This is a genomic window from Bradyrhizobium sp. 2S1 (assembly GCF_011516625.5).
GTDB classification, from domain to species: domain Bacteria; phylum Pseudomonadota; class Alphaproteobacteria; order Rhizobiales; family Xanthobacteraceae; genus Bradyrhizobium; species Bradyrhizobium septentrionale.
This window is the reverse complement of record NZ_CP147717.1, coordinates 10,561,679-10,583,580: the sequence shown is the minus strand read 5'-3', so window position 1 is coordinate 10,583,580 and position 21,902 is coordinate 10,561,679. Positions and strand designations below refer to the sequence as shown.

Genomic DNA, 21,902 nt, shown 5'->3' with positions numbered 1-21,902 from the left:
ATCAACTATGACGGTACAACGGCAGGAAAGATATGGATCGTGCCGGGGGATGGCGTTTTTCGGCCTGTTGGCGGGCATTTTGGCGGCTACCTGGCCGCCACTGCCTGTTGGGGCCGCCACGACCGAGCGCGTGGTGACGAACCGCTACTCGGGATTAGCGATCGAGGGATTCGATCCCGTCGCCTATTTCACCGACTCCGCTGCGACCCAGGGGCGGCCCGAATTCGAGGCCGCCACAAGTGGCGTCGTCTGGCGCTTCCGCAACGCGGGCAACCGCGCCTCGTTCGTGGCGCATCCCGAAATCTATGGACCGCAGTTCGGCGGCTATGATCCGACCGACCTGGTGCGCGGCGTCACCTGTGCAGGCAATCCGCGATTCTGGGCGGTGGTCGGGAATCGGCTTTATCTGTTCAACCGGGAACGCAGCCGCGATGCCTTCGCCGCCGATCCCGCGCACTTCCTGAACGAAGCCGCGGCGCGCTGGCCGGAGCTGGCAGAAAATCTCGCGCAGTGATCACGACGCTGCGGCCGGGTCGCCCCAGGCAATGAATTCCGGCACCAGAAAGTCCTCGCGGCCCAGCCCGAAATGCAGTGGGCCTCCGTTCGCATCGGTTACCTTGCCGCCGGCGGCAACGACGACCGCGTGACCGGCCGCCACGTCCCATTCGGATGTGGGCGAGAGGCGGGGATAGATGTCGACCCGACCTTCGGCGACACGGCCGAACTTGACGGCCGAGCCCAGCACGGCGCGGACCGCGCCGCCGCGTTCGTCGATGAAGGCTTCGGTGCGCGCGTCGCCATGTGAGCGGCTCACCGCAACCGTCCAGGGCGTGCCGCGCGGCGGGCAGAGACGGGTCCTGATCGGCACGGCCTGCGCAACCGCGCCGTTCTGCAGCGTCAACCGCTCGGCGCCCTTGCCCACGATGCCGCGCCAGATCAGGCCGAGCGCGGGTGCGCCCACGATGCCGAGCAGCGGCACGCCGTGCGTGACCAGCGCCACATTGACGGTGAATTCGTTGCGGCCGGCGACGAACTCCTTGGTGCCGTCGAGCGGATCGATCAGGAAGAAACTGTCCTTGTAGGGCGGCGTCGCCAGATGGACACGCTCCTCCGACAGCAGCGACACGTGCGGCGCCAGCCGCGTCAGCCCTTCGACGATGATATGGTCGGCGGCGAGATCGGCCTCGGTCACCGGCGAGCCGTCACTCTTGCCGGTGACATTCATCGCGGAACGGTTGACCGCAAGAATCGCCTCGCCGGCCCGGATCGCCAGCTCGGTCAGCGATTCGAGCAGCGTGGCGGCGGCCTCGCAGCCGATCACGGGCGGCTGTGCCTTATTCATGGGCGGGTCTCATATCCTGTTCGTCTTCCCCAGAGATCGTGATGCGATGACACGGCCTCGCATCATGATCTCATCTCCTTGTTTGAGCATGGTCTTTTCGGAAAACCGGTTTCCACTTTGCGTGAACGCGGCGGTTCCCGTCCGGATCATGCTTTATCAGTCCCGCCGCAAGCTGGCAGCATCCGTCTGCGCGGTGTATCAAGCCGACAGGCATGCGTGATTCGCACTCCTCCCGCGGCGTGCGGCTTTCCAGGAAACAATCGATGTCTGGCACTTCGTCTCCCGGTCCCGCTCCCGATGCACTCGAACTTGCGGCGCTGTTGTGCTCGCGGGTCTGTCACGATCTCATCAGCCCGGTCGGCGCGATCGTCAATGGGCTTGAGGTCCTTGACGACAATCCCAAGCCCGAAGATCGCGACTTCGCGCTCGATCTCATTCGCAAGAGCGCCAAGACCGCGTCGGCCCGGTTGCAGTTCTGCCGGCTGGCGTTCGGCGCGGCCGGTTCCTCCGGTGCGCAGATCGACCTCGGCGATGCCCAGAACATGGCGAAGGGGCATATCGAGGACGGCAAGGTGACGCTGACCTGGAATTTGCCGCGGCTGCTGTTGCCCAAGAACCGGGTCAAGCTGCTGTTGAACATGCTGGTCATCGCGCAGCAGACGATCCCGCGCGGCGGCACGCTGATCATCGATCCGGTTGGCGACGGCGAGACCATGAGCTTCCGCATCACGGCCGCGGGCCTCAATGCGCGCGTGCCGCAGAACATCGTCGATCTCCTCAATGCGACGTCGTCGAACACGGTCGATGCGCATGCGGTGCAGCCGCATTACACGCGCCTGCTGGCGGACGCCTGCGGGCTGAAGGTGACGCTCGCGCTGGACGGCGACAAGGTCATTATCGCCGCGTCCTGAACGCGGCCCGCGGGAACATCATTAATCAAAGGTTACGACCGGCCGCGCGATTCGATCGCGCGGCCTTATCTCTTTGTTGATCCCGTTCTTTTCCATTTGCTCAACCAAACTTAAACGCTTTGCGGAGAAGCTGGCCTGGTTCCGTCAGGCGCGTCGATGTCGCGCGCCGCTGCGTTTTCGAAGGTTGGTTTCATGGACGATCTGTTGCGCGAGTTCCTGACGGAGAGCAGCGAGAGCCTGGATACGGTCGACAACCAGCTGGTGCAGTTCGAGCAGGACCCGAACAACGCGAAGATCCTGGATAACATTTTCCGCCTTGTGCACACGATCAAGGGCACCTGCGGCTTCCTCGGGCTGCCGCGGCTCGAGGCGCTGGCGCATGCCGGCGAGACCTTGATGGGCAAATTCCGCGACGGCATGCCGGTGAAGGCGGAAGCCGTGACGCTGATCCTGTCCTCGATCGACCGCATCAAGGAGATCCTTGGCGGGCTTGAGGCCACCGAGGCCGAGCCGGAAGGCAACGACCGCGATCTGATCGATCAACTGGAAGCGATGGTCGAGCGCGGCATGGCCGCAATGGCTGCAGGTGAGAATGTTGCTGACGACGCCATGCCGGTCGTCGAAGCGCCGTCCGTGCAGGCTGACATGACCCAAGCGATGACTGAGGGCACGCTGGTGGTGCAGACGCTGGAGCGTCCGCTGCGTCCGGGCGAGGTCTCGCTCGACGAGCTCGAGCGCGCCTTCCGCGAGACCGCGACCGAAGTGGCCGCACCCGCACCCGTCGCCAAGCCCGTCATCACCGCTCCTGCAGCGCCTGCCGCCGAAGCATCCGAGCCTGCGAAGAAGCCGACCCGCAAGGCCGCCGGTGAGGATGTCCAGGAAGGCGACAAGATCGCCAACCAGTCGATCCGGGTCAATGTCGACACCCTCGAACACCTCATGACCATGGTCTCCGAGCTGGTGCTGACCCGCAACCAGCTCCTCGAGATTAGCAGGCGCAACGAGGACACCGAGTTCAAGGTGCCGCTGCAGCGGCTCTCCAACGTCACCGCCGAGCTGCAGGAGGGCGTCATGAAGACGCGCATGCAGCCGATCGGCAATGCCTGGCAAAAACTGCCGCGCATCGTCCGCGACCTCTCCGGCGAACTCGGCAAGCAGATTGAGCTGGAGATGCACGGCGCCGACACCGAGCTCGACCGCCAGGTGCTCGACCTGATCAAGGATCCCCTGACGCACATGGTGCGCAACTCCGCCGACCATGGGCTGGAGACCACCGCCGAGCGGGTCGCGGCCGGCAAGCCGGAGCAGGGCACCATCCGCCTCAGCGCCTATCACGAGGGCGGCCACATCATCATCTGCATCGCCGACAATGGAAGAGGGCTCAACACCGAGCGGATCAAGGCCAAGGCGCTCCAGAATGGTCTCGTCACCGAGGCTGAGCTGGAGAAGATGACCGAAGCCCAGATCCACAAGTTCATCTTCGCGCCGGGCTTCTCGACCGCAGCGCAGGTGACCTCGGTGTCCGGCCGCGGCGTCGGCATGGACGTGGTTCGCACCAATATCGACCAGATCGGCGGCACCATCGACATCAAGAGCGTGGCCGGCGAGGGCGCTTCTGTCACCATCAAGATCCCGCTGACCTTGGCGATCGTCTCCGCCCTGATCGTCGAAGCCGGCGGCGACCGTTTTGCGATCCCGCAGCTCTCGGTGGTCGAGCTGGTGCGGGCCCGCGCCAACTCCGAGCACCGCATCGAGCGGATCAAGGACACCGCGGTCTTGCGGCTGCGCAACAAGCTGCTGCCGCTGATCCATCTCAAGAAGCTGCTGAAGATCGACGACGGCGCGACCACCACCGACGCCGAGAACGGCTTCATCGTGGTGACGCAAGTCGGCAGCCAGACCTTTGGCATCGTGGTCGACGGCGTGTTCCACACCGAGGAGATCGTGGTCAAGCCGATGTCGACCAAGCTGCGTCACATCGACATGTTCTCCGGCAACACCATCCTGGGCGATGGCGCGGTGATCATGATCATCGATCCCAACGGCATCGCCAAGGCGCTCGGCGCCTCCGGCTCCTCGGCCCATGACATGGCCGAAGACAATGCCGCGGCGCACGCCTCGAGCGGCGAGCAGCTGACCTCGCTGCTGGTGTTCCGCGCCGGCTCGAGCCAGCCCAAGGCGGTGCCGCTCGGCCTCGTCACCCGGCTGGAAGAGATCGCAACCGACAAGATCGAGCTCAGTAACGGCCGCTACATGGTGCAGTACCGTGAGCAGCTGATGCCGCTGGTGCAGATGGCCGGCGTCGAGGTGCAGACGCAAGGCGCGCAGCCGATCCTGGTGTTCGCCGACGACGGCCGCTCGATGGGGCTCGTGGTCGACGAGATCATCGACATCGTCGAGGAGCGGCTCAACATCGAGGTCGCAGGCAGCCAGGACGGCATCCTCGGCTCGGCCGTGATCAAGGGCCAGGCCACCGAGGTGATCGACGTCGGCCACTTCCTGCCGATGGCGTTTGCCGACTGGTTCTCGCGCAAGGAGATGCGGCCGTCGGCGTCAGCGCAGTCGGTGCTGCTGGTCGATGATAGCGCGTTCTTTCGCAACATGCTGGCGCCGGTCTTGAAAGCCGCCGGCTACAAGGTGCGGACCGCGCCCAACGCCCAGGAAGGGCTCGCCGCGCTGCGCTCGGGGCAGGCCTTCGACGTGGTGCTGACCGACATCGAGATGCCCGAGATGAACGGCTTCGAGTTCGCCGAGAACATCCGCTCTGACCACAATCTGATCGGGCTGCCGATCATCGCGCTGTCGGCGATGGTGTCGCCGGCGGCGATCGAGCGCGGCCGGCAGGCCGGCTTCCACGACTATGTCGCCAAGTTTGACCGTCCCGGACTGATCGCGGCGCTGAAAGAGCAGACCGCCGAACTGCGCCGGGCCGCTTAAAGGATAGGATCGATGACCAGCAAGACCGAGACCAGTGAAGGCGCGATGGCCGAATACGTCACCGCTGTGATCGGCGGGCAGCTGTTTGGCTTACCGATCTCGCGGGTGCAGGACGTGTTCATGCCGGAGCGGCTGACGCGGGTGCCGCTGTCGTCGACCGAGATCGCCGGCGTGCTCAATTTGCGCGGCCGCATCGTCACCGTGGTCGACATGCGCGCCCGGCTCGGGCTGCCGAAGGCCGCTGACGGCCAGCCGCCGATGGCGGTCGGGGTCGACCAGCGCGGCGAATCCTATGGCCTCCTGATCGACCAGATCGGCGAAGTGCTGCGGCTGCCCGACGACAGCCGCCAGGACAACCCGGTCAACCTCGATCCCCGCATGGCCAAGCTCGCCGGCGGCGTCTACCGCCTCGACGGCCAGCTCATGGTCGTCCTCGATATCGATCGCGTGCTCGAACTGGTGCCTGACGCCAAAGCGGCGTGAGCAGGGCCGCCAGAACTGAAGAACTGAAACATCCCACCGGGGATGAGGAAGTAGAGGTCGCAAATGAGAACCTGTCTTGTTGTCGATGACTCAAGCGTCATTCGCAAGGTCGCCCGCCGCATCCTGGAAGGGCTCGACTTCCAGATCATCGAGGCCGAGGACGGCGCCAAGGCGCTCGAAGCCTGCAAGCGGGCGATGCCGGAAGCGGTGCTGCTCGACTGGAACATGCCTGTCATGGACGGCTACGAGTTTCTCGGCAATCTCCGCCGCATGCCCGGCGGTGATCAGCCCAAGGTCGTGTTCTGCACCACCGAGAATGATGTCGCGCATATCGCACGCGCGTTGCATGCCGGTGCCAACGAATACATCATGAAGCCGTTCGACCGGGACATCGTCACCGCGAAGTTCCAGGAAGTCGGTCTGATTTAAGTCGACCGTTCGATCCGGCGGCAGAAGCCTTCGGCTCAACGGTTTGTTGTGCGTCGTGTTGCGTCGCTGGTGAAGTCATGAGTATTGCGTTGACAAGTGCTGCGGTCCCGACATCGACCCGTACCGACAAGGTGCGGGTGATGGTGGTCGACGATTCCGTGGTGATCCGCGGGATGATCTCGCGCTGGATCGGTGCCGAGCCCGACATGGAGGTCGTGGCATCGCTGCGCACCGGCCTTGACGCGGTCAACCAGCTCGAGCGCATCAACCCCGATGTCGCGGTGCTCGATATCGAGATGCCTGAGCTCGACGGCATCTCGGCGCTGCCGCAGCTCCTGGCGAAGAAGCGCGACCTCGTCATCATCATGGCCTCGACGCTGACCCGCCGCAATGCGGAGATCAGCCTGAAGGCGTTGTCGCTCGGCGCGTCCGACTACATTCCGAAGCCGGAAAGCACGCGCGAGGCGACCGCCGCGGAGACCTTCCGTCACGACCTGATCCAGAAGATCCGTCATCTCGGCGCCAAGGCGCGGCGCGGCACCGCGCACACGACGGCGAGCCCGCCGCTTGCGCCCGGACATGACAGACTGCGCACGGCGGCTCCGGGAGCGCCCGCTGCAGCCGTCGCGGCGGCGCCGATTGTGCGCCGCGCGTTCGGCCTTCTGCCGCCGAAGGTGCTGCTGATCGGCTCCTCCACCGGCGGCCCGCAGGCGCTGATGACGCTGGTCGGCGAGATCGGACCGGTGATCGATCGCTTCCCGGTGCTGATCACCCAGCACATGCCGCCGACCTTCACCACCATTCTCGCCGAGCATCTGGCGCGCGCCAGCAAGCGTCCGGCACATGAGGCAATCGACGGCGAGAGCATCAAGCCGGGCCAGATCTATCTGGCGCCGGGCGGACGCCACATGCGCATCGCTCGCCACGGCATCGATGCGACCATCGCGCTCGACGACGGACCGCCGGTCAATTTCTGCAAGCCCGCGGTGGACCCGATGTTCACCTCCGCGATCGATGTCTGGCAGGGCAGCATCATGTCGGTGATCCTGACCGGCATGGGCTCCGACGGCATGCGCGGCGGCAAGGATATCGTCGCCGCCGGCGGCAGCGTGATCGCCCAGGACGAAGCCACCAGCGTGGTGTGGGGCATGCCCGGTGCCGCGGTCCATGCCGGAATCTGCGCCGCCGTGCTGCCGCTCAATCAGATCGCACCGAAACTTGTTCGCGTGTTTTCGGGAGACCGTGCGTGACGCCGCTGGACTACGAGTATCTGCGCAAGCTGCTGAAGGAACGTTCCGGCCTCGATCTGTCGCCCGACAAGCAATATCTCGTCGAGAGCCGCCTGCTGCCGTTGGCGCGCCGGTCGAACCTCGCCGGCATTCCCGAGCTGGTGCAACGGATGAAGGGCGGCGCCGAGCCGCTGACATCAGAGGTGGTCGAGGCGATGACCACCAACGAGACCTTCTTCTTTCGCGACAAGATCCCGTTCGACCATCTGAAGGACGCGGTGCTGCCCGCGCTGGCGCAGGCACGCGCCTCCCGCCGCAGCCTGCGGATCTGGTGCGCGGCCTCGTCGACTGGGCAGGAGCCCTATTCGATCGCGATGCTGCTGAAGGAAATGACCGCGCTGTTCGCCGGCTGGCGCATCGAGATCGTCGCCACCGACCTGTCGCAGGCGGTGCTGGAAAAGTCCAAGGCCGGCCTGTTCAGCCAGTTCGAAGTGCAGCGCGGCCTGCCGATCCAGCTGCTGGTGAAGTATTTCGTGCAGCAGGGCGAGCTCTGGCAGCTCAACGCCGATATCCGCGGCATGGTGCAGCACCGCCAGCTCAATCTGCTGCAGGACCTGTCGCATCTCGGCAGCTTCGACGTGATCTTCTGCCGCAACGTGCTGATCTATTTCGATCAGCAGACCAAGGCCGGCATCTTCGGCAAGATCGCGCGGATGCTTGAGCCCGACGGCGTGCTGGCGCTCGGCGCCGCGGAATCCGTGGTCGGTATCACCACTTTGTTCAGGCCCTATCCCGACCGGCGCGGGCTGTATCAGCCGAGCGTTGCTCCGGTTGCGCGTGCCGGCGCCGCGGTTCATGTGCTGAAGGCGGTGGCTTCAGCTTCGCGTTGAGCTAGATCTCTCCGGATCAGGAAGGCGACTCCGCCTGTTCCGTCACCCTGAGGAGCCGCGAAGCGGCGTCTCGAAGGGTCGACGGCCACCAGCCGGGCCGTGCATCCTTCGAGGCTCGCACCTCAGGATGACGGGAATCGAGATGTGCGCGTCTCTGCCAGCTACAAAATCGCGTGCGGCAGAAACCGGGAGGTATTGCCGGTGATCGGGTTCTCGTCCTCGCGGATCGAGAGCCCGCATGGCGTGTGGTCGACCAGCCAGCTGCCGAGCACCGGATACTGCCCGGAGAAATTCGGCAGCGGCGCCAGCGCCTGGCGGATGAAGCCTTCGGCGCCGTAGGGGCCTTCCTCCGCGACCAGCGTAAGGCCGGCGCTGACCAGCTCGACATTGGCGCCCTCGCGCGAATAGATCGGCTTGCGCACGTAGGAGGTGCCGAGCTGAACTGCCTGCGGGTCGTCCTCGAAATAGGCCGGCAGCAGATTGGGGTGATTTGGAAACATCTCCCACAGCAGCGGCAGGATGCCCTTGTTGGACAGGATCGCCTTCCAGGGCGGCTCGATCCACTGCGTCGGCGCGGAGCTGAGGTTCTTGCCGAACGCGTCGTGAAACATCCACTCCCACGGATAGAGCTTGAACGCCCGCCTGATCGGGCATTCGTCGAGGTCGACGAACTGGCCGTCGTTGCGCAGCCCGATCTGCTCGATGTCGAGCAGCGTGGTCTTCAGCCCGGCTTGCGCTGCGGTGTCCTCGAGATAGGCGAGCGTGCCGGCGTCCTCGGCATTTCCGGTCAGGCCGGTGAGGTGCAGCGGGTGGGTCGCGCCGATCCTCTTCCAGGCCTCGATCAGCGCCTCGTGGATCGAGTTGAACTGGTCGGCGCGCTTCGGGATGATGTTGCGCGTGATCGCCTGTTCGAGCCAGGTCCATTGAAACACCGCCGCCTCGAAGATCGATGTCGGCGTGTCGGCGTTGTATTCGAGCAGCTTTGCCGGGCCGCTGCCGCTGAATTTGAGGTCGAGCCGGCCGTACAGGCTCGGGTTCTTGCGCCGCCAGCTCACAGCGATCAGATCCCAGTACGCCTCCGGGATCTTCAGCCGGCGCAGATAGCGCTCGTCCTTGACCGCACGGCCGGCGAGCTCGAGGCACATCGCCTCGATCTCGCCGGTCGGCGCTTCGATGTCGCGCTCGATCTCGTCCAGCGTGAAGGCGTAATAGGCACGCTCGTCCCAGTACCGTTCCCCGTCAATGCTGTGGAAGGTGAAGCCGGCGTTCTCGGCGGTCGTTTGCCAATCGTCGCGCTCGGGGCATGCGATGCGTTGCATGAGGGTGGCCCGTGATCTTCAGACGACGCGTGTCAGCTTGGTGTCAGATTTGCTTGAGCATGATCTCCGCGCAAACGCTTCGCGTTTGTCGCGCGGAAAACCGGTGTCCACTTTTTCGGATCATGGTCTAGCTTCCGCCATGCGAGGGATCGCCGTCGCCGAAGCGGGCGATGCTGCGCGGCGCGCCGCCGAAGCCGCCTGAGGGCGACAATTGCTCGGGCTGCTTTTTCTTCGGTCTGTGCCCTGCATGGTGGTGACTGCGAGCTTGACCTGGCGTCAGGCCGATCGACGCCGCGCCGATCGCGACGCTTCCCATCAATTTCAGCCATACGCGGCGCGAGCGTTTCATCGACGCAATCCCTGTCATCTGCGGAGCCGCGCCGAGTGTCCACCAGCCGGGATGGCCGGGCAAGCGAAAGCGCGATGACGCGCCGATGACACCACAAAATGCTCATCCGCCGCCGCCGAAGCCGAACGCATGTGCGAACGAGCCGAAGCCGCCGCGGCTGACCGAGGAGGTCGACGATGAACTTGACGAGGATGACGAGCCGCCCGACGAGGAGCTGCTGCTGTAGAAGCTGCTGCGCGAGGAGCCGCCGCTGCTGCCGCCCGAGCCGGACGACGAGCTGCGCGCCGTGCAATCGACGCCGGGTTGCGGGGGCACTGTCGCAGTGGTGCCCGGTGCGGTGACGCCCGGTGGCGGCGGCGGCACGGGCTGGCAATTCGGCCGCGGCATCAGCGCGTAGGCGCTGCCGCCGACCGCGAGCGTGCCCATCACCAGCAGCGCGACATGGTTGGAGCGCTTGAAAGGCGGATCCGGCCGCGGCGGCACCGCCGGCACGACCGGCCGCCGTTTGCCGAAATCCGGGTTCGGTTTGCGCGCCATGGTTAGCTCATTGGCTCAGTAGATCATGCAGGCCGCGTTCAGCGCGCCTGCGGCCAGCGAGGACAGCCCGAGCCAGATCGCCGGCGCGAGCTCGCCTGCGGCGATCCGCGCCGACAGGCTCGGCACCGGGATCTTCACGATGTAATAGACGATGATCTGCACGATCAGCGCGATGATGCTCCAGATCAGACAGTCGATCACATTGGCGGAGTGGGCGATGGCGCTGACCACCGGCAGCACGAAGCCGAGCAGGCTCAAGCCGAGCGCAATCGCCGCCGCCGGATCATTGTCGCGGATCAGCTGGAATTCGTCATGCGGCGTGACGCGCGTATAGACGAAGAGGTAGGCGACCACGGCGATCAGCGCCGTGCAGAAATAGAGCAGGAACGCCGGCAGGCCGGCGAGGGATTGCAGGATCATGTGATGCGCCCGAACTGCCGCTTCTCGGTCGTCGTATAGCCCATTGGTCGCAGTTCGCGAAGCTTCGGTTCGAAATCCCGTTTGCGATGCAGTGAGGGACATCAGGGGCCCACATGCCGGGCCCGCCTGTGAGCCGCTTCACACGGAAATCAGCAATCGTCCTCTATACAGAATGCAACCTTTGGTGATTGGCGCGCGGTCACCCTCGGTGATGGCGCCGGCCACAGCGTGCCGATCCGCAATCGGCAGACCGTGTCTGAACCCTGCGATACTCGAGGAGGCTGACGATGAGACGATTGGTCAACGCCGTACTCGGTTGCGGCTTGTGTCTGCTTCCCGTTGGTCCGGCCGTGTCGCAAACGACGCCGAACCCGGCGATGAATTTGCCGGATCAACTGGCCTGGCAGTTCTTCATTCAGGTCAATACGAGCGCCGGCGGCAGCAATGCTCTGTTCGAGACTTGGGCCAGCGACTCCGATACGTTCAAGGCCAATCCGCAATTCCCGACGGCGCCAGCGCCGCTCGCGCTGCGCCAGCCCGCGGTGCCGAGGCTGGGCCGCCTGGCACTGCAGCAGTCGGGCAAGCTGTTGCCGGCGATCCCGCCCGGCGCGGGCTTCCTCGAGGAAACCCGCCGCAACAAGGAGTCGTTCGACTTCATCGTCCAGAACAACCTGTACAAGGTGTCCGGTCTTCGCACGGCGTTTGGCAAGGCGCTGTCATTCCCGGTTGCCGCGATGGAGGTGAAGGCGAACTGGATGCTGGTGACGGATATTCCGGAATTCAGCGGTGGCAGGGTCTCGCTCGCCGACGTGCCCAAGCTCTATCACGTCAACACCGGCTCCGACGGCCAGCAATACGCCTTCGTCTCCATGCACATCATCTCCAAGGCGGTCCCGAACTGGACGTGGGCGACCTTCGAGCACAAGTTCAATCCCGGACGCTGCGACATCATCGGCTGCCACGACGCATTCGGCGCGCAGACCAACCCGGTAAACCCGAATCCGCAGCCGAACCAGGCCTATCCTGATTGCGTGAAGACGCCGGCGCTGGCGGCGATGATCGCATCCGCCAACTGGGATCCGGCATTCGCCAATTATTGTCTCAAGGGATCGCAGACCGATTTCACCGATGCGACCGGACTCGACATCCGTGTCGGCAATTCGGTCACCGAGCGGGGTTTTGTCGATCAATCCTCGTGCATGACTTGCCACGGCCGCGCGGCCTGGGACAACACGGGTGCTGCGACCACCGGCGCCGGATTCGACAACAACGGCGCGCCGCTCGGCCCGATCCAGCCCAACTGGTTCTGGCGTTTCTCCACGGAGCCGCCGATCTTCCAGGGCATGCCCGGCCTGACGCAGATTGCGACCTCCGCAGACTTCGTCTGGTCGATCCCGTTCTGCGCGATCGACGACACCCAGACCCCGCCGCAGCCGAGCGGCTGCACCGGGAAATAGGCTATTGGATGCGCCGGTGACCGGGCAAAAGATCCAGCTCGCAGGCAGCTATCGCGCCGAGCCGCCAGGTGCGACCTATGTCGGCGAGGTCGATCCGGACGAACGCATCGTCGTTACGATCTACCTGAAGCGGCGCACGCCCGACGCGTTCCAGCCGGGCAGCGCAGGCGATCTTGCCCGGCTGGCGAAGCCGATCACGCGGCACGCGCTGGCAGCGCAGCGCCGCCGCACCCACGCCCGCGCCGCTGCACGCATCAGGAAGCTGGCGGCGCGGTATCGCGTCACGGTGCTTGAAATCGATCTGTCGCAGCGAACCGTCACGCTGGAGGCTACCGCACGCCTGTTGAGCGAAGTGCTCGGCGCCACGCTCCGCGTCTATGACGACGGCCATTGCCGCTTCCGCGCCCGCGTCGGCGCCTTGGTCGTACCGAAGGACATCGCGCCGTGGACCCGCGCGATCCTCGGCTTTGACCAGCGGCCGGTGTCGAGGCCGCCGGAGCGGCTGCGCGCACTCGCGGGGGCCGGAGCCGGTGCAGGCTTGTGGCCGACGGATGTCGCCGCGCGCTACGGCATTCCGCTCGATCGCGATGTTTCGAAAGTCTGTGTCGGCATCATCGCACTGGGCGGCGGTTATCTCGCCACCGACCTGGCGCAGGCGCTGACGGCGATGGGGCGCGACCCGCCTGAAGTTGTCGACAAAGCGGTCACAAGCATGGCCGGGGCTGCTGCGGCGCCGGGGATCGGCAATCAATTTGGCGGCGGCACGATGTCCGACGAGGAGATCGCGCTCGATCTCCAGATCCTGGCCGGCCTGCTGCCGAAGGCGCGGATCGTGGTCTATTTCGCCGGCAACACCATTCAGAGCCTGGTCGGCGCAATCAATCAGGCGATCTTCGACGACGTCAACCGGCCGCAGGTCTTGTCCGTCAGTTGGGGCAGCGCCGAGATGTTCTGGAGCTCGTCCGCTCGCGACGCGATGCAGGCGGTGTTGGCCGACGCCCAGCGCTTGAAGGTCACGGTGCTGTTCGCGGCCGGTGACGAGCTTGCGACCGGCGGATTGGACGATGGCAAGGCGCACGTCTGGTTTCCCGCGTCGAGTCCCTATGTGCTCAGTTGTGGCGGCACGCAGCCTGCGGCCGGCGATGCCGATGCGACGCTCAATGAGGAAATCGTCTGGAATGACGGCGTCAGCGGCACCGGCGGCGGGATCAGCGACGTTTTTCCGGTGCCGGCCTATCAATCCGCCCTCGCGCTACCGGCGTCCGCCAATGACGGAGCCGTGCGGCGCGGTGTTCCCGACGTCGCCGCGGCAGCGGCCGCCACGCCGGGCTACCGCATCGTCCTCAACGGTGCGGTATTGATCAAGGACGGTACCAGCGCAGTCGCGCCGCTATGGGCCGGACTGATCGCGATCGCCAATGCGGGGCGTGACGCGCCGCTCGGCTTCGTTAATTTCACGCTCTATGCCAACCAGGCGCTGTTCAGCTCGATCGAGCAGGGCAACAACCGCGTCCGCGGCAAGGGTTACGATGCAGGTCGCGGTTGGAACGCCTGCACGGGTCTGGGTGTCCCGAAGGGCGCAAATCTCGTCGCGGCGCTTGCGGCAACGCCGGTCGTGTAGCATGCCAAACAAAAACCCCGCCATTTGCGGCGGGGTTGAGGTCGGGAGGAGCGAACCCTGGGTTCGCTGCAGCGTCCGGAAGGTCAGGCGGGAATGCGCTCGTCGGCCTCGTGCGGCTCGCGCAGCACGTAGCCGCGGCCCCACACGGTCTCGATGAAGTTGCGGCCCTCGGAGGCGTTGGCGAGCTTCTTGCGCAGCTTGCAGATGAAGACGTCGATGATCTTCAGCTCCGGCTCGTCCATGCCGCCGTAGAGGTGGTTGAGGAACATTTCCTTGGTGAGCGTGGTGCCCTTGCGGAGCGAGAGCAGCTCCAGCATCTGGTATTCCTTGCCGGTCAGATGCACGCGCTGGCCGCCGACCTCGACCGTCTTGGTGTCGAGATTGACCACGAGATCGCCGGTCTGGATGACCGACTGGGCGTGACCCTTGGAGCGGCGCACGATCGCGTGGATGCGGGCGACCAGCTCGTCCTTGTGGAAGGGCTTGGTCATGTAGTCGTCGGCGCCGACGCCGAGACCCTTGACCTTGTCCTCGATGCCGGCGAGGCCGGAGAGGATCAGAATGGGAGTCTTGATCTTCGAGACCCGGAGCTGCTTCAGCACGTCATAACCGGACATGTCGGGCAGGTTGAGGTCGAGCAGGATGATGTCGTAGTCGTAAAGCTTGCCGAGATCGACGCCTTCTTCACCGAGATCCGTCGTGTAGACGTTGAAACTCTCGGATTTGAGCATCAATTCGATCGACTGCGCGACGGCGCTATCATCTTCAATCAGCAAAACGCGCATGCCAGTCCCCTATAGTCGCCGCTCCGGGCGTCAGGTCGGCCGCACTTGCGGCACTCAAAACGCCTTTGAACAACTGATTCGGATCCTGACGAGATATGGTTAACAAAAACTGATTCCTTCACGCAAGCTCTAACCGTGCAATTTTTGTCGAATCGCCCTAAGATATTGCGTAGAAGTAGGTTTTCCTAACCGCGCTCGTTCAGATTCCAGATTAAGAGGCGGGCCTAACCGACTCTCGCGACTCGCCCTTCTTCTGATGGGCAAGCGACCTCAGTCACCAAAGACAGTGACGCAATGATTAATGATGCGGGTAAACACGAAGTTAAGCGGCTGGAGCAAAATCGCGGAAACTTAAGGTTTTCGCAATGAAGGCGCTCGCGGAGCAGATCGGCGACATCGACGGCGTCAATATTTATGGCCGTGTGGTCGGCGTTCGCGGGCTCATGGTCGAGATCGCGGGGCCCATTCACGCGATGTCGGTCGGCGCCCGCATCGTGATCGATGTCGGCGTAGGCCGCTTCATCCCGGCCGAGGTGATTGGCTTCTCCGGCGAGAACGCGGTGGTGATGCCGTTCGGCGGGCTCGAGGGTGTCAGGCGCGGTTGCCGCGCCGTCATCGCCAATGCGGCGAGCCAGGTGCGGCCGTCGCCGGCCTGGCTTGGCCGCGTCGTTAACGCGATGGGCGAACCGATCGACGGTAAGGGGCCGCTGCCGCAGGGCGCGTCACCGATGTCCTACCGCAACTCGCCGCCCCCTGCGCATTCGCGCAAGCGGGTCGGTCCGCCGCTCGACCTCGGCGTGCGCGGTCTCAATACCTTCCTGACCTGCTGCCGCGGCCAGCGCCTCGGCATCTTCGCCGGCTCCGGCGTCGGCAAGTCGGTGCTGCTGTCGATGCTGGCGCGCAATGTCGATGCCGCGATCTCGGTGATCGGGCTGATCGGCGAACGCGGCCGCGAGGTGCAGGAGTTCCTCCAGGAAGACCTCGGCGAGGAGGGGCTCGCGCGCTCGGTCGTGGTGGTCGCGACCTCGGACGAGCCGGCGCTGATGCGGCGCCAGGCGGCGTACCTCACGCTCGCCATCGCGGAGTATTTCCGCGACGAGGAGCAGGATGTGCTGTGCCTGATGGACTCGGTGACGCGCTTTGCGATGGCGCAACGCGAAATCGGCCTTTCGGCGGGCGAGCCGCCGACCGCCAAGGGCTACACGCCGACCGTGTTCACCGAGCTGCCCAAGCTGTTGGAGCGGGCCGGGCCGGGCACCGGCGACGGCACCATCACCGCGATCTTCACCGTGCTGGTCGACGGCGACGACCACAATGAGCCGATCGCGGACGCGGTGCGCGGCATCCTCGACGGTCATATCGTGATGCAGCGGGCGATCGCCGAGCGCGGACGCTATCCCGCGGTCAACATCCTCAAGTCGGTCTCGCGCACGATGCCGAAGTCGGCCGATCCGAACTTCCTGCCCTACATCAACAAGGCGCGGCAGGTGATGGCGACCTATGCCGACATGGAGGAATTGATCCGGCTCGGGGCCTACCGGCCGGGTTCCAGCCCCGAGGTCGACGAGGCGATCCGGCTGCATGAGCCGCTCGAGAGCTACCTGCGCCAGGCCAAGGAGGAGGCAACCAGCCTTGGCGACGGCTACCGGCAACTCGCTCAAATCCTGTCGGGTTTGGAAACGGAACGCTAACTTTGTCAGGCCATCATCTCCGGCACACCATAGCTATGCCGGCGGGGCCCAGGGGGGAGCCGGTTCTGTCCCGCGTTCAGAATTGGGACTTCTGGGGAGTATGAGTCGATGAAGTCACGTGAAACGCTGATCCGCCTGAAGAAGTTTCAGGTCGATGAAAAGCGCCGTCGGGTTACCCAGATTGAAGGCATGATCGCCGACTTCCAGCGCATGTCCGTCGAACTCGAGCGCGAGATTCAGACCGAACAGGAGCGCGCCGGGATCAACGACCCCACGCACTTCGCCTATCCGACCTATGCCAAGGCCGCGATTCAGCGCCGCGAGAACCTGACCCGATCGGCCGACGAACTGCGCGCCCAGCTCGACGACGCCAAGGCGCTGCTGTCGGAAGCCTTCGAGGAGCTGAAGAAGGTCGAGCTGCTCGACGAGCGCGACCAGGCGCGCGAACGCGCGGAGGAGAGCGCCCGCGAACAGGCCGACATGGATTCGATCGGCCTGATGCGGGCGCGTCTCGGCGTCATCGCCTGATATCTCGCTTCCTCCGCTGACCAGATTGAGAGCCCGGGCCGATCGCCCGGGCTTTTTGTTGGGCGCTGTCCACAAGCCGGCCACTTGGCGCCTACTTGGCGGATCGTGGTGTCCCAAAATATGCTACCACCGGTCCGGACCGGATGATCGGCGGCACGGTGGCAATGAGGCGATGGGGGATGCAGGCTTGATGCAGGCTTGGGGGGCGCAAGATGCTGACGCCGGCTGAGCTGGTCTGGCTGATCGCCGCCGTCGCCAGGGGGGATGAGGCCGCCTTTGAGCGGCTGTACGCCGCGACCCGCGCGAAACTCTTCGGCGTCGTGCTCCGTATCTTGCGGCGACAGGACCTCGCCGAGGAGGTCATTCAGGAGGCTTACGTCAAGATCTGGAACAGCGCCGGGCAGTTCAACCCAGCCCTGTCGTCCCCGATCACGTGGATGACGTCGATCGCGCGCAACCGCGCCATCGACGTTGTGCGCAAGCGAGGCGAGTCCTCGCTGGAAGATGAGCCGGCCGCGATGGAAGTCGCCGCCGACTCACCCGATCCGCTGGCGCGACGGGAAATGACGGAAGAGTTGAAGCGGTTGTTGGAGTGCGTCGGTCGTCTGGAGCCGGATCGTCAGAAGCTCGTGCTGCTCGCCTATTACAACGGCTGGAGCCGCGAACAGCTCGCCGCAAAGTTCGAGACGCCGGTGAACACGGTGAAGACCTGGCTGCGCCGCAGCCTGATGGATATCCGGGAGTGTCTTGGACTCTGATTGATGGCCACTAGCGAAGACCATATCGCGCTCGCCGCGGAATATGCGCTCGGTACGCTCGACGCCGAGGAGCGCGCGCAGGTCGAGACCATGATGGCCGTCGACGCCGAGTTCGCAGCCCTCGTGCAGGCCTGGGAGTTCAGGCTCGGGCCGCTCAACCAGATGGTTGGCTCGGTCGAGCCGCGCCCGGTGGTCTGGGACAACATCAAGGCGGCGATCGGTCATGCGAGCGCGCCGCAGGCGCCGCTGGTGCTGCCCGAGACGCCGGCCGCGACGGTGACACCGCCGCCGCCGAAGCCGATCATGGACGATTCCGAGTTCGGCTCAGCGTTCGATCCGGACGAGCCGCAGCAGCCGCCGGCGATACGGCAGCCAACCGAGATCCGGCGGCCACGGGTCACCTTCGGTGACAGCAACGTGGTCGCGCTGACAAGCCGCGTGAAGCGCTGGCGCGGCATCGCGTCGGCTGCGACCGCGATCGCTGCCGCGCTGCTGGTCACGCTCAGTCTGCAGATCTTCCGGCCCGACGCCTTGCCGAACGCGATCCGGCCGAAGCCGCGCATCCAGACCGTGGAGGTGAAAACGCCGGCGCCGGCATTCGCGCCGTCCGCGCAATATGTCGCGCTGTTACAGGGGCAGAATGGCGGGCCGGCCTTCATCCTCACCATCGACGGCGCGACCAAGAACTTTACGGTCCGCAAGGTCGGCGCCCCGTCGGAGCCCGGCAAGAGTTTTGAGCTCTGGCTGATCTCCGACAAGCTGCCGCAGCCGCGCTCGCTCGGCGTGATCGGCGCCGATGATTTCACCGCACGCCCGGTGTTGTCGGGCTATGACCCCGACGTGATCAACGGCGCCACCTACGCGGTGACCGTCGAGCAGGCCGGCGGGTCGCCAAATGGCCAGCCGACCTCGGCACCGATCTTCACCGGCAAGCTGATCGAGACCGTGCCGGGCGCGCCGGGTTCGACGCCGCGGTAAACTTCAGGCCTCTTGGAAGACGCTATTGCAGCTCGTCATTGCGAGGAGCGAAGCGACGGAGCAATCCATCTATCCGCTAGGGTTGGCGGGAATGGATAGCTTCGCTTCGCTCGCAATGACGTGGATAGAACGTCGCGTCAGCTATCCGCACAAAAAGAAAACGCCCGTGGGGAGCGGGCGTTTTCGGTAGTCAACTTGGGGGTAGTTGGGGGTCTTAAATATCCACGCAGCGACTTTGGGGGGCTGTAAAGAACACTACGTGAATTCGTGAAACTCTCCTGTTAGCGAGCGAACTGGTCAGCGGACCATCGAGTTGCTCGAGCTTGTGATCGCGACCGGCTTGCCGGCCTTCATGACCCGCGCCGTCTGCGTATAACCGTCGTCCGACGAATTGTGCGCCGCGATGCCGAAACCGGCGACCAGGATACCGGCGAACAACGCCACGACCACAATCTTCAGGTGCGTCATACGATCGGCGCTGTAGATCGAGTGGTTCATGGAAGTCTCCTGCCGCCTTCCTGCTCTGTAAATCTGTCGGTCTGGTCTTATGCCCGGTTCAACGTCTCGTGCCCCACCAACGTAGGATTTGCCGATTCCGTTCCCTAGAGGCCATCACAAGCTGGTGATGAGGCGTGATCCGCCGCGATCGAAACTCGCCTCCACCACCCCAAAATCACATTAACTGCACGTAATATCAGTAGCTTGATCGAATGCCGGGTGACAATCACCAAGATAGGGCCGTTTCGGGTGGTTCCGCACAAATCAGTTGCCTGTGGCGAGAAAACACAGGCGAAAACGCGATGATTTGCTCGCGCTAGACGCTGCCGACGGTCTTCAGCCGGGCGCGCGGATGGATCTCGGCCTGCGACAGAACGGTGGTCTGCGAGCGGAACCGTTCCACCAGGGAGCGAACGAACGGCCGGATCGCGGCCGACGTCACCAGCACCGGTGCCTCGCCTTCGCGCGCGGCCTGCTCGAAGGCATTGCGCACGGCGGTCATGAATTCCGACAGCTTGGAGGGCTGCATCGCCAGGCTGCGGTCGTCGCCCTGACCGACGATCGACTCGGCAAAAGCCTGCTCCCAGCGCGCCGACAGCGCGATCAGCGGCAGATAGCCGTTCGGCGAGGTGTTCTGGGCGCAAATCTGCCGCGCCAGCAGAGCCCGGACATGCTCGACCATGGCGGCCGGATTGCGCGAGAACGCCAGCGCGTCGGCGATGCCTTCGAGGATGGTCGAGAGATCGCGGATCGAGATGCGCTCGGCGAGCAGCAGCTGCAGCACGCGTTGGATGCCCGACACCGTGACCTGGCTCGGCACGATGTCCTTGATCAGCTCGCCCTGCTCCTTCGGCAGGTCCTTCAGCAGCTTCTGCACCTCGCCGTAGGACAGCAGGTCCGCCATGTTGGTCTTGAGCAGCTCGGTGAGATGCGTCGACAGCACGGTGGCGGCGTCGACCACGGTGTAGCCCTTCAGTGCGGCCTCTTCCTTCAGGCCGGCATCGACCCTGGTCGCCGGCAGGCCGAAGGTCGGCTCGATGGTGCGGATGCCGGGCAGCTGTACCTGGTTGCCGGCGGGGTCCATGACCATGAACTGGCTCGGCCAGATCTTGCCGGTGCCGGCGTCGACTTCCTTGATCTTGATGACGTAGCTGTTGGCCTCGAGCTGGACGTTGTCGAGGATGCGCACCGCCGGCATTACAAAGCCCATCTCGATGGCCAGCGAGCGGCGCAGCGCCTTGATCTGCTCGGTGAGGCGGTCGGTGCCGTCAGGACCGTTGACCAGTGGCAGCAGCGCGTAGCCGAGCTCGATCTTGAGGTCGTCGATCTTCAGCGCGGCGGCGATCGGCTCCTCCGCGGCGGCTGCTGCCGCGGCCGCAGCCGCAGCGGGGGCGGCGGCTTCGGCGGCCTCGGCGGCCTTCGCCGCCCGCTTATGCTTGCGCGCGTTCCAGGCCAGCGCCGCGGCGCCGGAGCCGAGCGCCAGGAACGGCAGCGTCGGAATGCCCGGCAGCAGCGCCAGCATCAGCATGACGCCGGCCGACATGCCGAGCGCCTGCGGATACCCTGAGAGCTGACGCATCAGCGCCTTGTCGGCCGCGCCGGTGATGCCGGCCTTGGAGACGAGCAGGCCGGCGGCGGTCGAGACGATCAGTGCGGGCACCTGGGTGACGAGGCCGTCGCCGACCGTCAGCACGGTGTAGGTGCGGGCGGCTTCGCTGAAGGAGAGTCCCTGCTGGGCGACGCCGATGATGATGCCGCCGACGATGTTGATGCCGACGATCAAAAGGCCGGCGATGGCATCGCCGCGGACGAATTTCGAGGCACCGTCCATGGCACCGAAGAAGCCGCTCTCGTCTTCCAGCGCCTTGCGGCGTTCCTTGGCGGCCTTCTCGTCGATCAGGCCGGCGGACAGGTCGGCGTCGATCGCCATCTGCTTGCCGGGCATCGAGTCCAGTTGGAAGCGTGCCGCGACTTCGGCGATGCGGCCCGAACCCTTGGTGATGACCACGAAGTTCACGATCACCAGGATCGCGAACACGATGATGCCGATCACGAAGTTGCCGCCCATCACGAAGTTGCCGAACGCCTCGATGACGTGGCCGGCGGCCGCCGTGCCCTCATGACCGTGGCTCAGGATCAGCCGGGTCGAGGCCATGTTCAGCGACAGCCGCATCATGGTCGAGATCAAGAGGATGGTCGGGAACGACGAGAATTCCAGCGGTGCCTGGATGAACAGCGAGGTCATCAGGATCAGGATCGAGATCGTAATCGAGACCGCCAGGAACAGGTCGAGCACGATCGAGGGCAGCGGCAGGATCAGCACCACCAGGATGGTGAGAACGCCGAGCGCCAGCGCGAGGTCGCCGCGCTTTAGGATGTCGCCGATCTCGCCGAGGCTCGGCAATCCGCTCTTGCCTGCCGTGCCCTGACCCGCCGTGACGTCGACCATGGTAGCCGCTCTCCCCCGCGACTGGCGGCTGCGGCCGCCAAGCGTCTGCGCGACGGCCGCAGGGCCGCCGTTCCGAAAGTGAGGCACCGCGCTGGCGTCCACGGGGATCTCCACCCGTTATACGCGTTCGACGACACTCGACTTCACTCGGCAATTCTTGCCGGGTGTATGGTTAGCAAAGGGTTAATAAGTGCCGCTGATGGGACTGCGCGGGTCGTCGCAGGCCTCGGGCAGGAGGGATTTGGGCCGCGGAGGGGCAGGTCGGACCCCCCCGCCCGCTCCGGAGGCGGG

21 protein-coding genes are annotated in these 21,902 nt (G+C 65.1%); 13 read left to right on the top strand and 8 right to left on the bottom strand.

Annotated features, from left to right (window positions below):
• Positions 1–49 precede the first annotated feature (49 nt).
• Positions 50–514, top strand: a complete 465-nt coding sequence (locus tag HAP54_RS50290) for a YHS domain-containing (seleno)protein (protein ID WP_166298430.1) — start codon at positions 50–52, stop codon at positions 512–514.
• Here the strand turns inward: HAP54_RS50290 and cysQ are convergent, their stop codons facing one another.
• Positions 515–1,342, bottom strand: coding sequence for a 3'(2'),5'-bisphosphate nucleotidase CysQ (gene cysQ / locus HAP54_RS50285; RefSeq protein ID WP_166298429.1), 828 nt, complete (start codon positions 1,340–1,342; stop codon positions 515–517).
• 263 nt (positions 1,343–1,605) lie between these two features.
• Between cysQ and chpT the strand changes: the two genes are divergently transcribed.
• From chpT to HAP54_RS50255, 6 genes are all read left to right on the top strand, one after another.
• A complete protein-coding gene (gene chpT, locus HAP54_RS50280) occupies positions 1,606–2,253 on the top strand; it encodes a histidine phosphotransferase ChpT (protein WP_166208965.1) in 648 nt (215 codons plus the stop codon).
• A gap of 192 nt (positions 2,254–2,445) precedes the next feature.
• A complete protein-coding gene (locus HAP54_RS50275; RefSeq protein ID WP_166298428.1) occupies positions 2,446–5,190 on the top strand; it encodes a hybrid sensor histidine kinase/response regulator in 2,745 nt (914 codons plus the stop codon).
• A gap of 12 nt (positions 5,191–5,202) precedes the next feature.
• Positions 5,203–5,673, top strand: coding sequence for a chemotaxis protein CheW (locus tag HAP54_RS50270; protein WP_166298427.1), 471 nt, complete (start codon positions 5,203–5,205; stop codon positions 5,671–5,673).
• A gap of 63 nt (positions 5,674–5,736) precedes the next feature.
• Entirely contained in the window at positions 5,737–6,102 is a 366-nt protein-coding gene (locus HAP54_RS50265; protein ID WP_029083688.1) for a response regulator, read from the top strand.
• Between the two features lie 77 nt (positions 6,103–6,179).
• On the top strand, positions 6,180–7,352 hold the full coding sequence (locus HAP54_RS50260) for a protein-glutamate methylesterase/protein-glutamine glutaminase (RefSeq protein ID WP_166298426.1): 1,173 nt from the start codon (positions 6,180–6,182) through the stop codon (positions 7,350–7,352).
• Complete coding sequence (locus HAP54_RS50255; RefSeq protein WP_166298425.1) at positions 7,349–8,221, top strand: CheR family methyltransferase; 873 nt, start codon at positions 7,349–7,351, stop codon at positions 8,219–8,221. Before HAP54_RS50260 ends, HAP54_RS50255 begins: the two co-directional genes overlap by 4 nt.
• 161 nt (positions 8,222–8,382) lie before the next feature.
• Here HAP54_RS50255 and HAP54_RS50250 read toward each other — a convergent pair whose 3' ends face one another.
• From HAP54_RS50250 to HAP54_RS50235, 4 genes are all read right to left on the bottom strand, one after another.
• The gene (locus tag HAP54_RS50250) at positions 8,383–9,540 is read right to left on the bottom strand and encodes a glutathionylspermidine synthase family protein (RefSeq protein ID WP_166298424.1); all 1,158 of its coding nucleotides are present in this window, start codon (positions 9,538–9,540) and stop codon (positions 8,383–8,385) included.
• A gap of 127 nt (positions 9,541–9,667) precedes the next feature.
• Positions 9,668–9,952, bottom strand: a complete 285-nt coding sequence (locus tag HAP54_RS50245; RefSeq protein WP_166298423.1) for a hypothetical protein — start codon at positions 9,950–9,952, stop codon at positions 9,668–9,670.
• A gap of 39 nt (positions 9,953–9,991) precedes the next feature.
• Positions 9,992–10,426, bottom strand: a complete 435-nt coding sequence (locus HAP54_RS50240; RefSeq protein WP_166298422.1) for a hypothetical protein — start codon at positions 10,424–10,426, stop codon at positions 9,992–9,994.
• Positions 10,427–10,441: 15 nt separating this feature from the next.
• On the bottom strand, positions 10,442–10,846 hold the full coding sequence (locus tag HAP54_RS50235; RefSeq protein WP_166298421.1) for a DUF350 domain-containing protein: 405 nt from the start codon (positions 10,844–10,846) through the stop codon (positions 10,442–10,444).
• 377 nt (positions 10,847–11,223) lie between these two features.
• Here HAP54_RS50235 and HAP54_RS50230 point away from each other — a divergent pair, with 377 nt between their 5' ends.
• Positions 11,224–12,303, top strand: a complete 1,080-nt coding sequence (locus HAP54_RS50230; protein ID WP_166298420.1) for a hypothetical protein — start codon at positions 11,224–11,226, stop codon at positions 12,301–12,303.
• 16 nt (positions 12,304–12,319) lie between these two features.
• Positions 12,320–13,924, top strand: coding sequence for a S53 family peptidase (locus tag HAP54_RS50225; RefSeq protein WP_166298419.1), 1,605 nt, complete (start codon positions 12,320–12,322; stop codon positions 13,922–13,924).
• Between the two features lie 83 nt (positions 13,925–14,007).
• On the opposite strand, the gene ctrA is transcribed toward HAP54_RS50225, so the two are convergent.
• On the bottom strand, positions 14,008–14,709 hold the full coding sequence (gene ctrA / locus HAP54_RS50220) for a response regulator transcription factor CtrA (RefSeq protein WP_016848562.1): 702 nt from the start codon (positions 14,707–14,709) through the stop codon (positions 14,008–14,010).
• Between the two features lie 365 nt (positions 14,710–15,074).
• Between ctrA and fliI the strand changes: the two genes are divergently transcribed.
• The 4 genes from fliI (at position 15,075) to HAP54_RS50200 (ending at position 18,664) form a co-directional block, all read left to right on the top strand.
• Complete coding sequence (fliI, locus tag HAP54_RS50215; protein ID WP_166298418.1) at positions 15,075–16,400, top strand: flagellar protein export ATPase FliI; 1,326 nt, start codon at positions 15,075–15,077, stop codon at positions 16,398–16,400.
• A 108-nt stretch (positions 16,401–16,508) separates the two neighbouring features.
• A complete protein-coding gene (gene fliJ / locus HAP54_RS50210; RefSeq protein ID WP_016848565.1) occupies positions 16,509–16,928 on the top strand; it encodes a flagellar export protein FliJ in 420 nt (139 codons plus the stop codon).
• 212 nt (positions 16,929–17,140) lie between these two features.
• Positions 17,141–17,686: a sigma-70 family RNA polymerase sigma factor gene (locus tag HAP54_RS50205; RefSeq protein ID WP_029083680.1), complete on the top strand. Its 546-nt coding sequence runs from the start codon at positions 17,141–17,143 to the stop codon at positions 17,684–17,686.
• 3 nt (positions 17,687–17,689) lie between these two features.
• The gene (locus HAP54_RS50200; protein WP_166298417.1) at positions 17,690–18,664 is read left to right on the top strand and encodes an anti-sigma factor; all 975 of its coding nucleotides are present in this window, start codon (positions 17,690–17,692) and stop codon (positions 18,662–18,664) included.
• Positions 18,665–18,961: 297 nt separating this feature from the next.
• Here the strand turns inward: HAP54_RS50200 and HAP54_RS50195 are convergent, their stop codons facing one another.
• Together HAP54_RS50195 and flhA are read right to left on the bottom strand one after the other, a co-directional pair.
• Entirely contained in the window at positions 18,962–19,162 is a 201-nt protein-coding gene (locus tag HAP54_RS50195) for a hypothetical protein (RefSeq protein WP_166298416.1), read from the bottom strand.
• 316 nt (positions 19,163–19,478) lie between these two features.
• Positions 19,479–21,611 carry a flagellar biosynthesis protein FlhA gene (flhA, locus tag HAP54_RS50190; protein ID WP_166298415.1) on the bottom strand — a complete coding sequence of 711 codons (2,133 nt, stop codon included), beginning with the start codon at positions 21,609–21,611 and terminating at the stop codon, positions 19,479–19,481.
• Between the last annotated feature and the right edge of the window lie 291 nt (positions 21,612–21,902).

Excerpts from the sequence above, each read along its gene's own strand:
- HAP54_RS50290 (WP_166298430.1), top strand. The coding sequence starts at position 50 with ATGGCGTTTTTCGGCCTGTTGGCGGGCATTTTGGCGGCTACCTGGCCG.
- cysQ (WP_166298429.1), bottom strand. The coding sequence starts at position 1,342 with ATGAATAAGGCACAGCCGCCCGTGATCGGCTGCGAGGCCGCCGCCACG.
- chpT (WP_166208965.1), top strand. The coding sequence starts at position 1,606 with ATGTCTGGCACTTCGTCTCCCGGTCCCGCTCCCGATGCACTCGAACTT.
- HAP54_RS50275 (WP_166298428.1), top strand. The coding sequence starts at position 2,446 with ATGGACGATCTGTTGCGCGAGTTCCTGACGGAGAGCAGCGAGAGCCTG.
- HAP54_RS50270 (WP_166298427.1), top strand. The coding sequence starts at position 5,203 with ATGACCAGCAAGACCGAGACCAGTGAAGGCGCGATGGCCGAATACGTC.
- HAP54_RS50265 (WP_029083688.1), top strand. The coding sequence starts at position 5,737 with ATGAGAACCTGTCTTGTTGTCGATGACTCAAGCGTCATTCGCAAGGTC.
- HAP54_RS50260 (WP_166298426.1), top strand. The coding sequence starts at position 6,180 with ATGAGTATTGCGTTGACAAGTGCTGCGGTCCCGACATCGACCCGTACC.
- HAP54_RS50250 (WP_166298424.1), bottom strand. The coding sequence starts at position 9,540 with ATGCAACGCATCGCATGCCCCGAGCGCGACGATTGGCAAACGACCGCC.
- HAP54_RS50240 (WP_166298422.1), bottom strand. The coding sequence starts at position 10,426 with ATGGCGCGCAAACCGAACCCGGATTTCGGCAAACGGCGGCCGGTCGTG.
- HAP54_RS50235 (WP_166298421.1), bottom strand. The coding sequence starts at position 10,846 with ATGATCCTGCAATCCCTCGCCGGCCTGCCGGCGTTCCTGCTCTATTTC.
- HAP54_RS50230 (WP_166298420.1), top strand. The coding sequence starts at position 11,224 with ATGAATTTGCCGGATCAACTGGCCTGGCAGTTCTTCATTCAGGTCAAT.
- ctrA (WP_016848562.1), bottom strand. The coding sequence starts at position 14,709 with ATGCGCGTTTTGCTGATTGAAGATGATAGCGCCGTCGCGCAGTCGATC.
- fliI (WP_166298418.1), top strand. The coding sequence starts at position 15,075 with ATGAAGGCGCTCGCGGAGCAGATCGGCGACATCGACGGCGTCAATATT.
- fliJ (WP_016848565.1), top strand. The coding sequence starts at position 16,509 with ATGAAGTCACGTGAAACGCTGATCCGCCTGAAGAAGTTTCAGGTCGAT.
- HAP54_RS50205 (WP_029083680.1), top strand. The coding sequence starts at position 17,141 with ATGCTGACGCCGGCTGAGCTGGTCTGGCTGATCGCCGCCGTCGCCAGG.
- HAP54_RS50200 (WP_166298417.1), top strand. The coding sequence starts at position 17,690 with ATGGCCACTAGCGAAGACCATATCGCGCTCGCCGCGGAATATGCGCTC.
- HAP54_RS50195 (WP_166298416.1), bottom strand. The coding sequence starts at position 19,162 with ATGAACCACTCGATCTACAGCGCCGATCGTATGACGCACCTGAAGATT.
- flhA (WP_166298415.1), bottom strand. The coding sequence starts at position 21,611 with ATGGTCGACGTCACGGCGGGTCAGGGCACGGCAGGCAAGAGCGGATTG.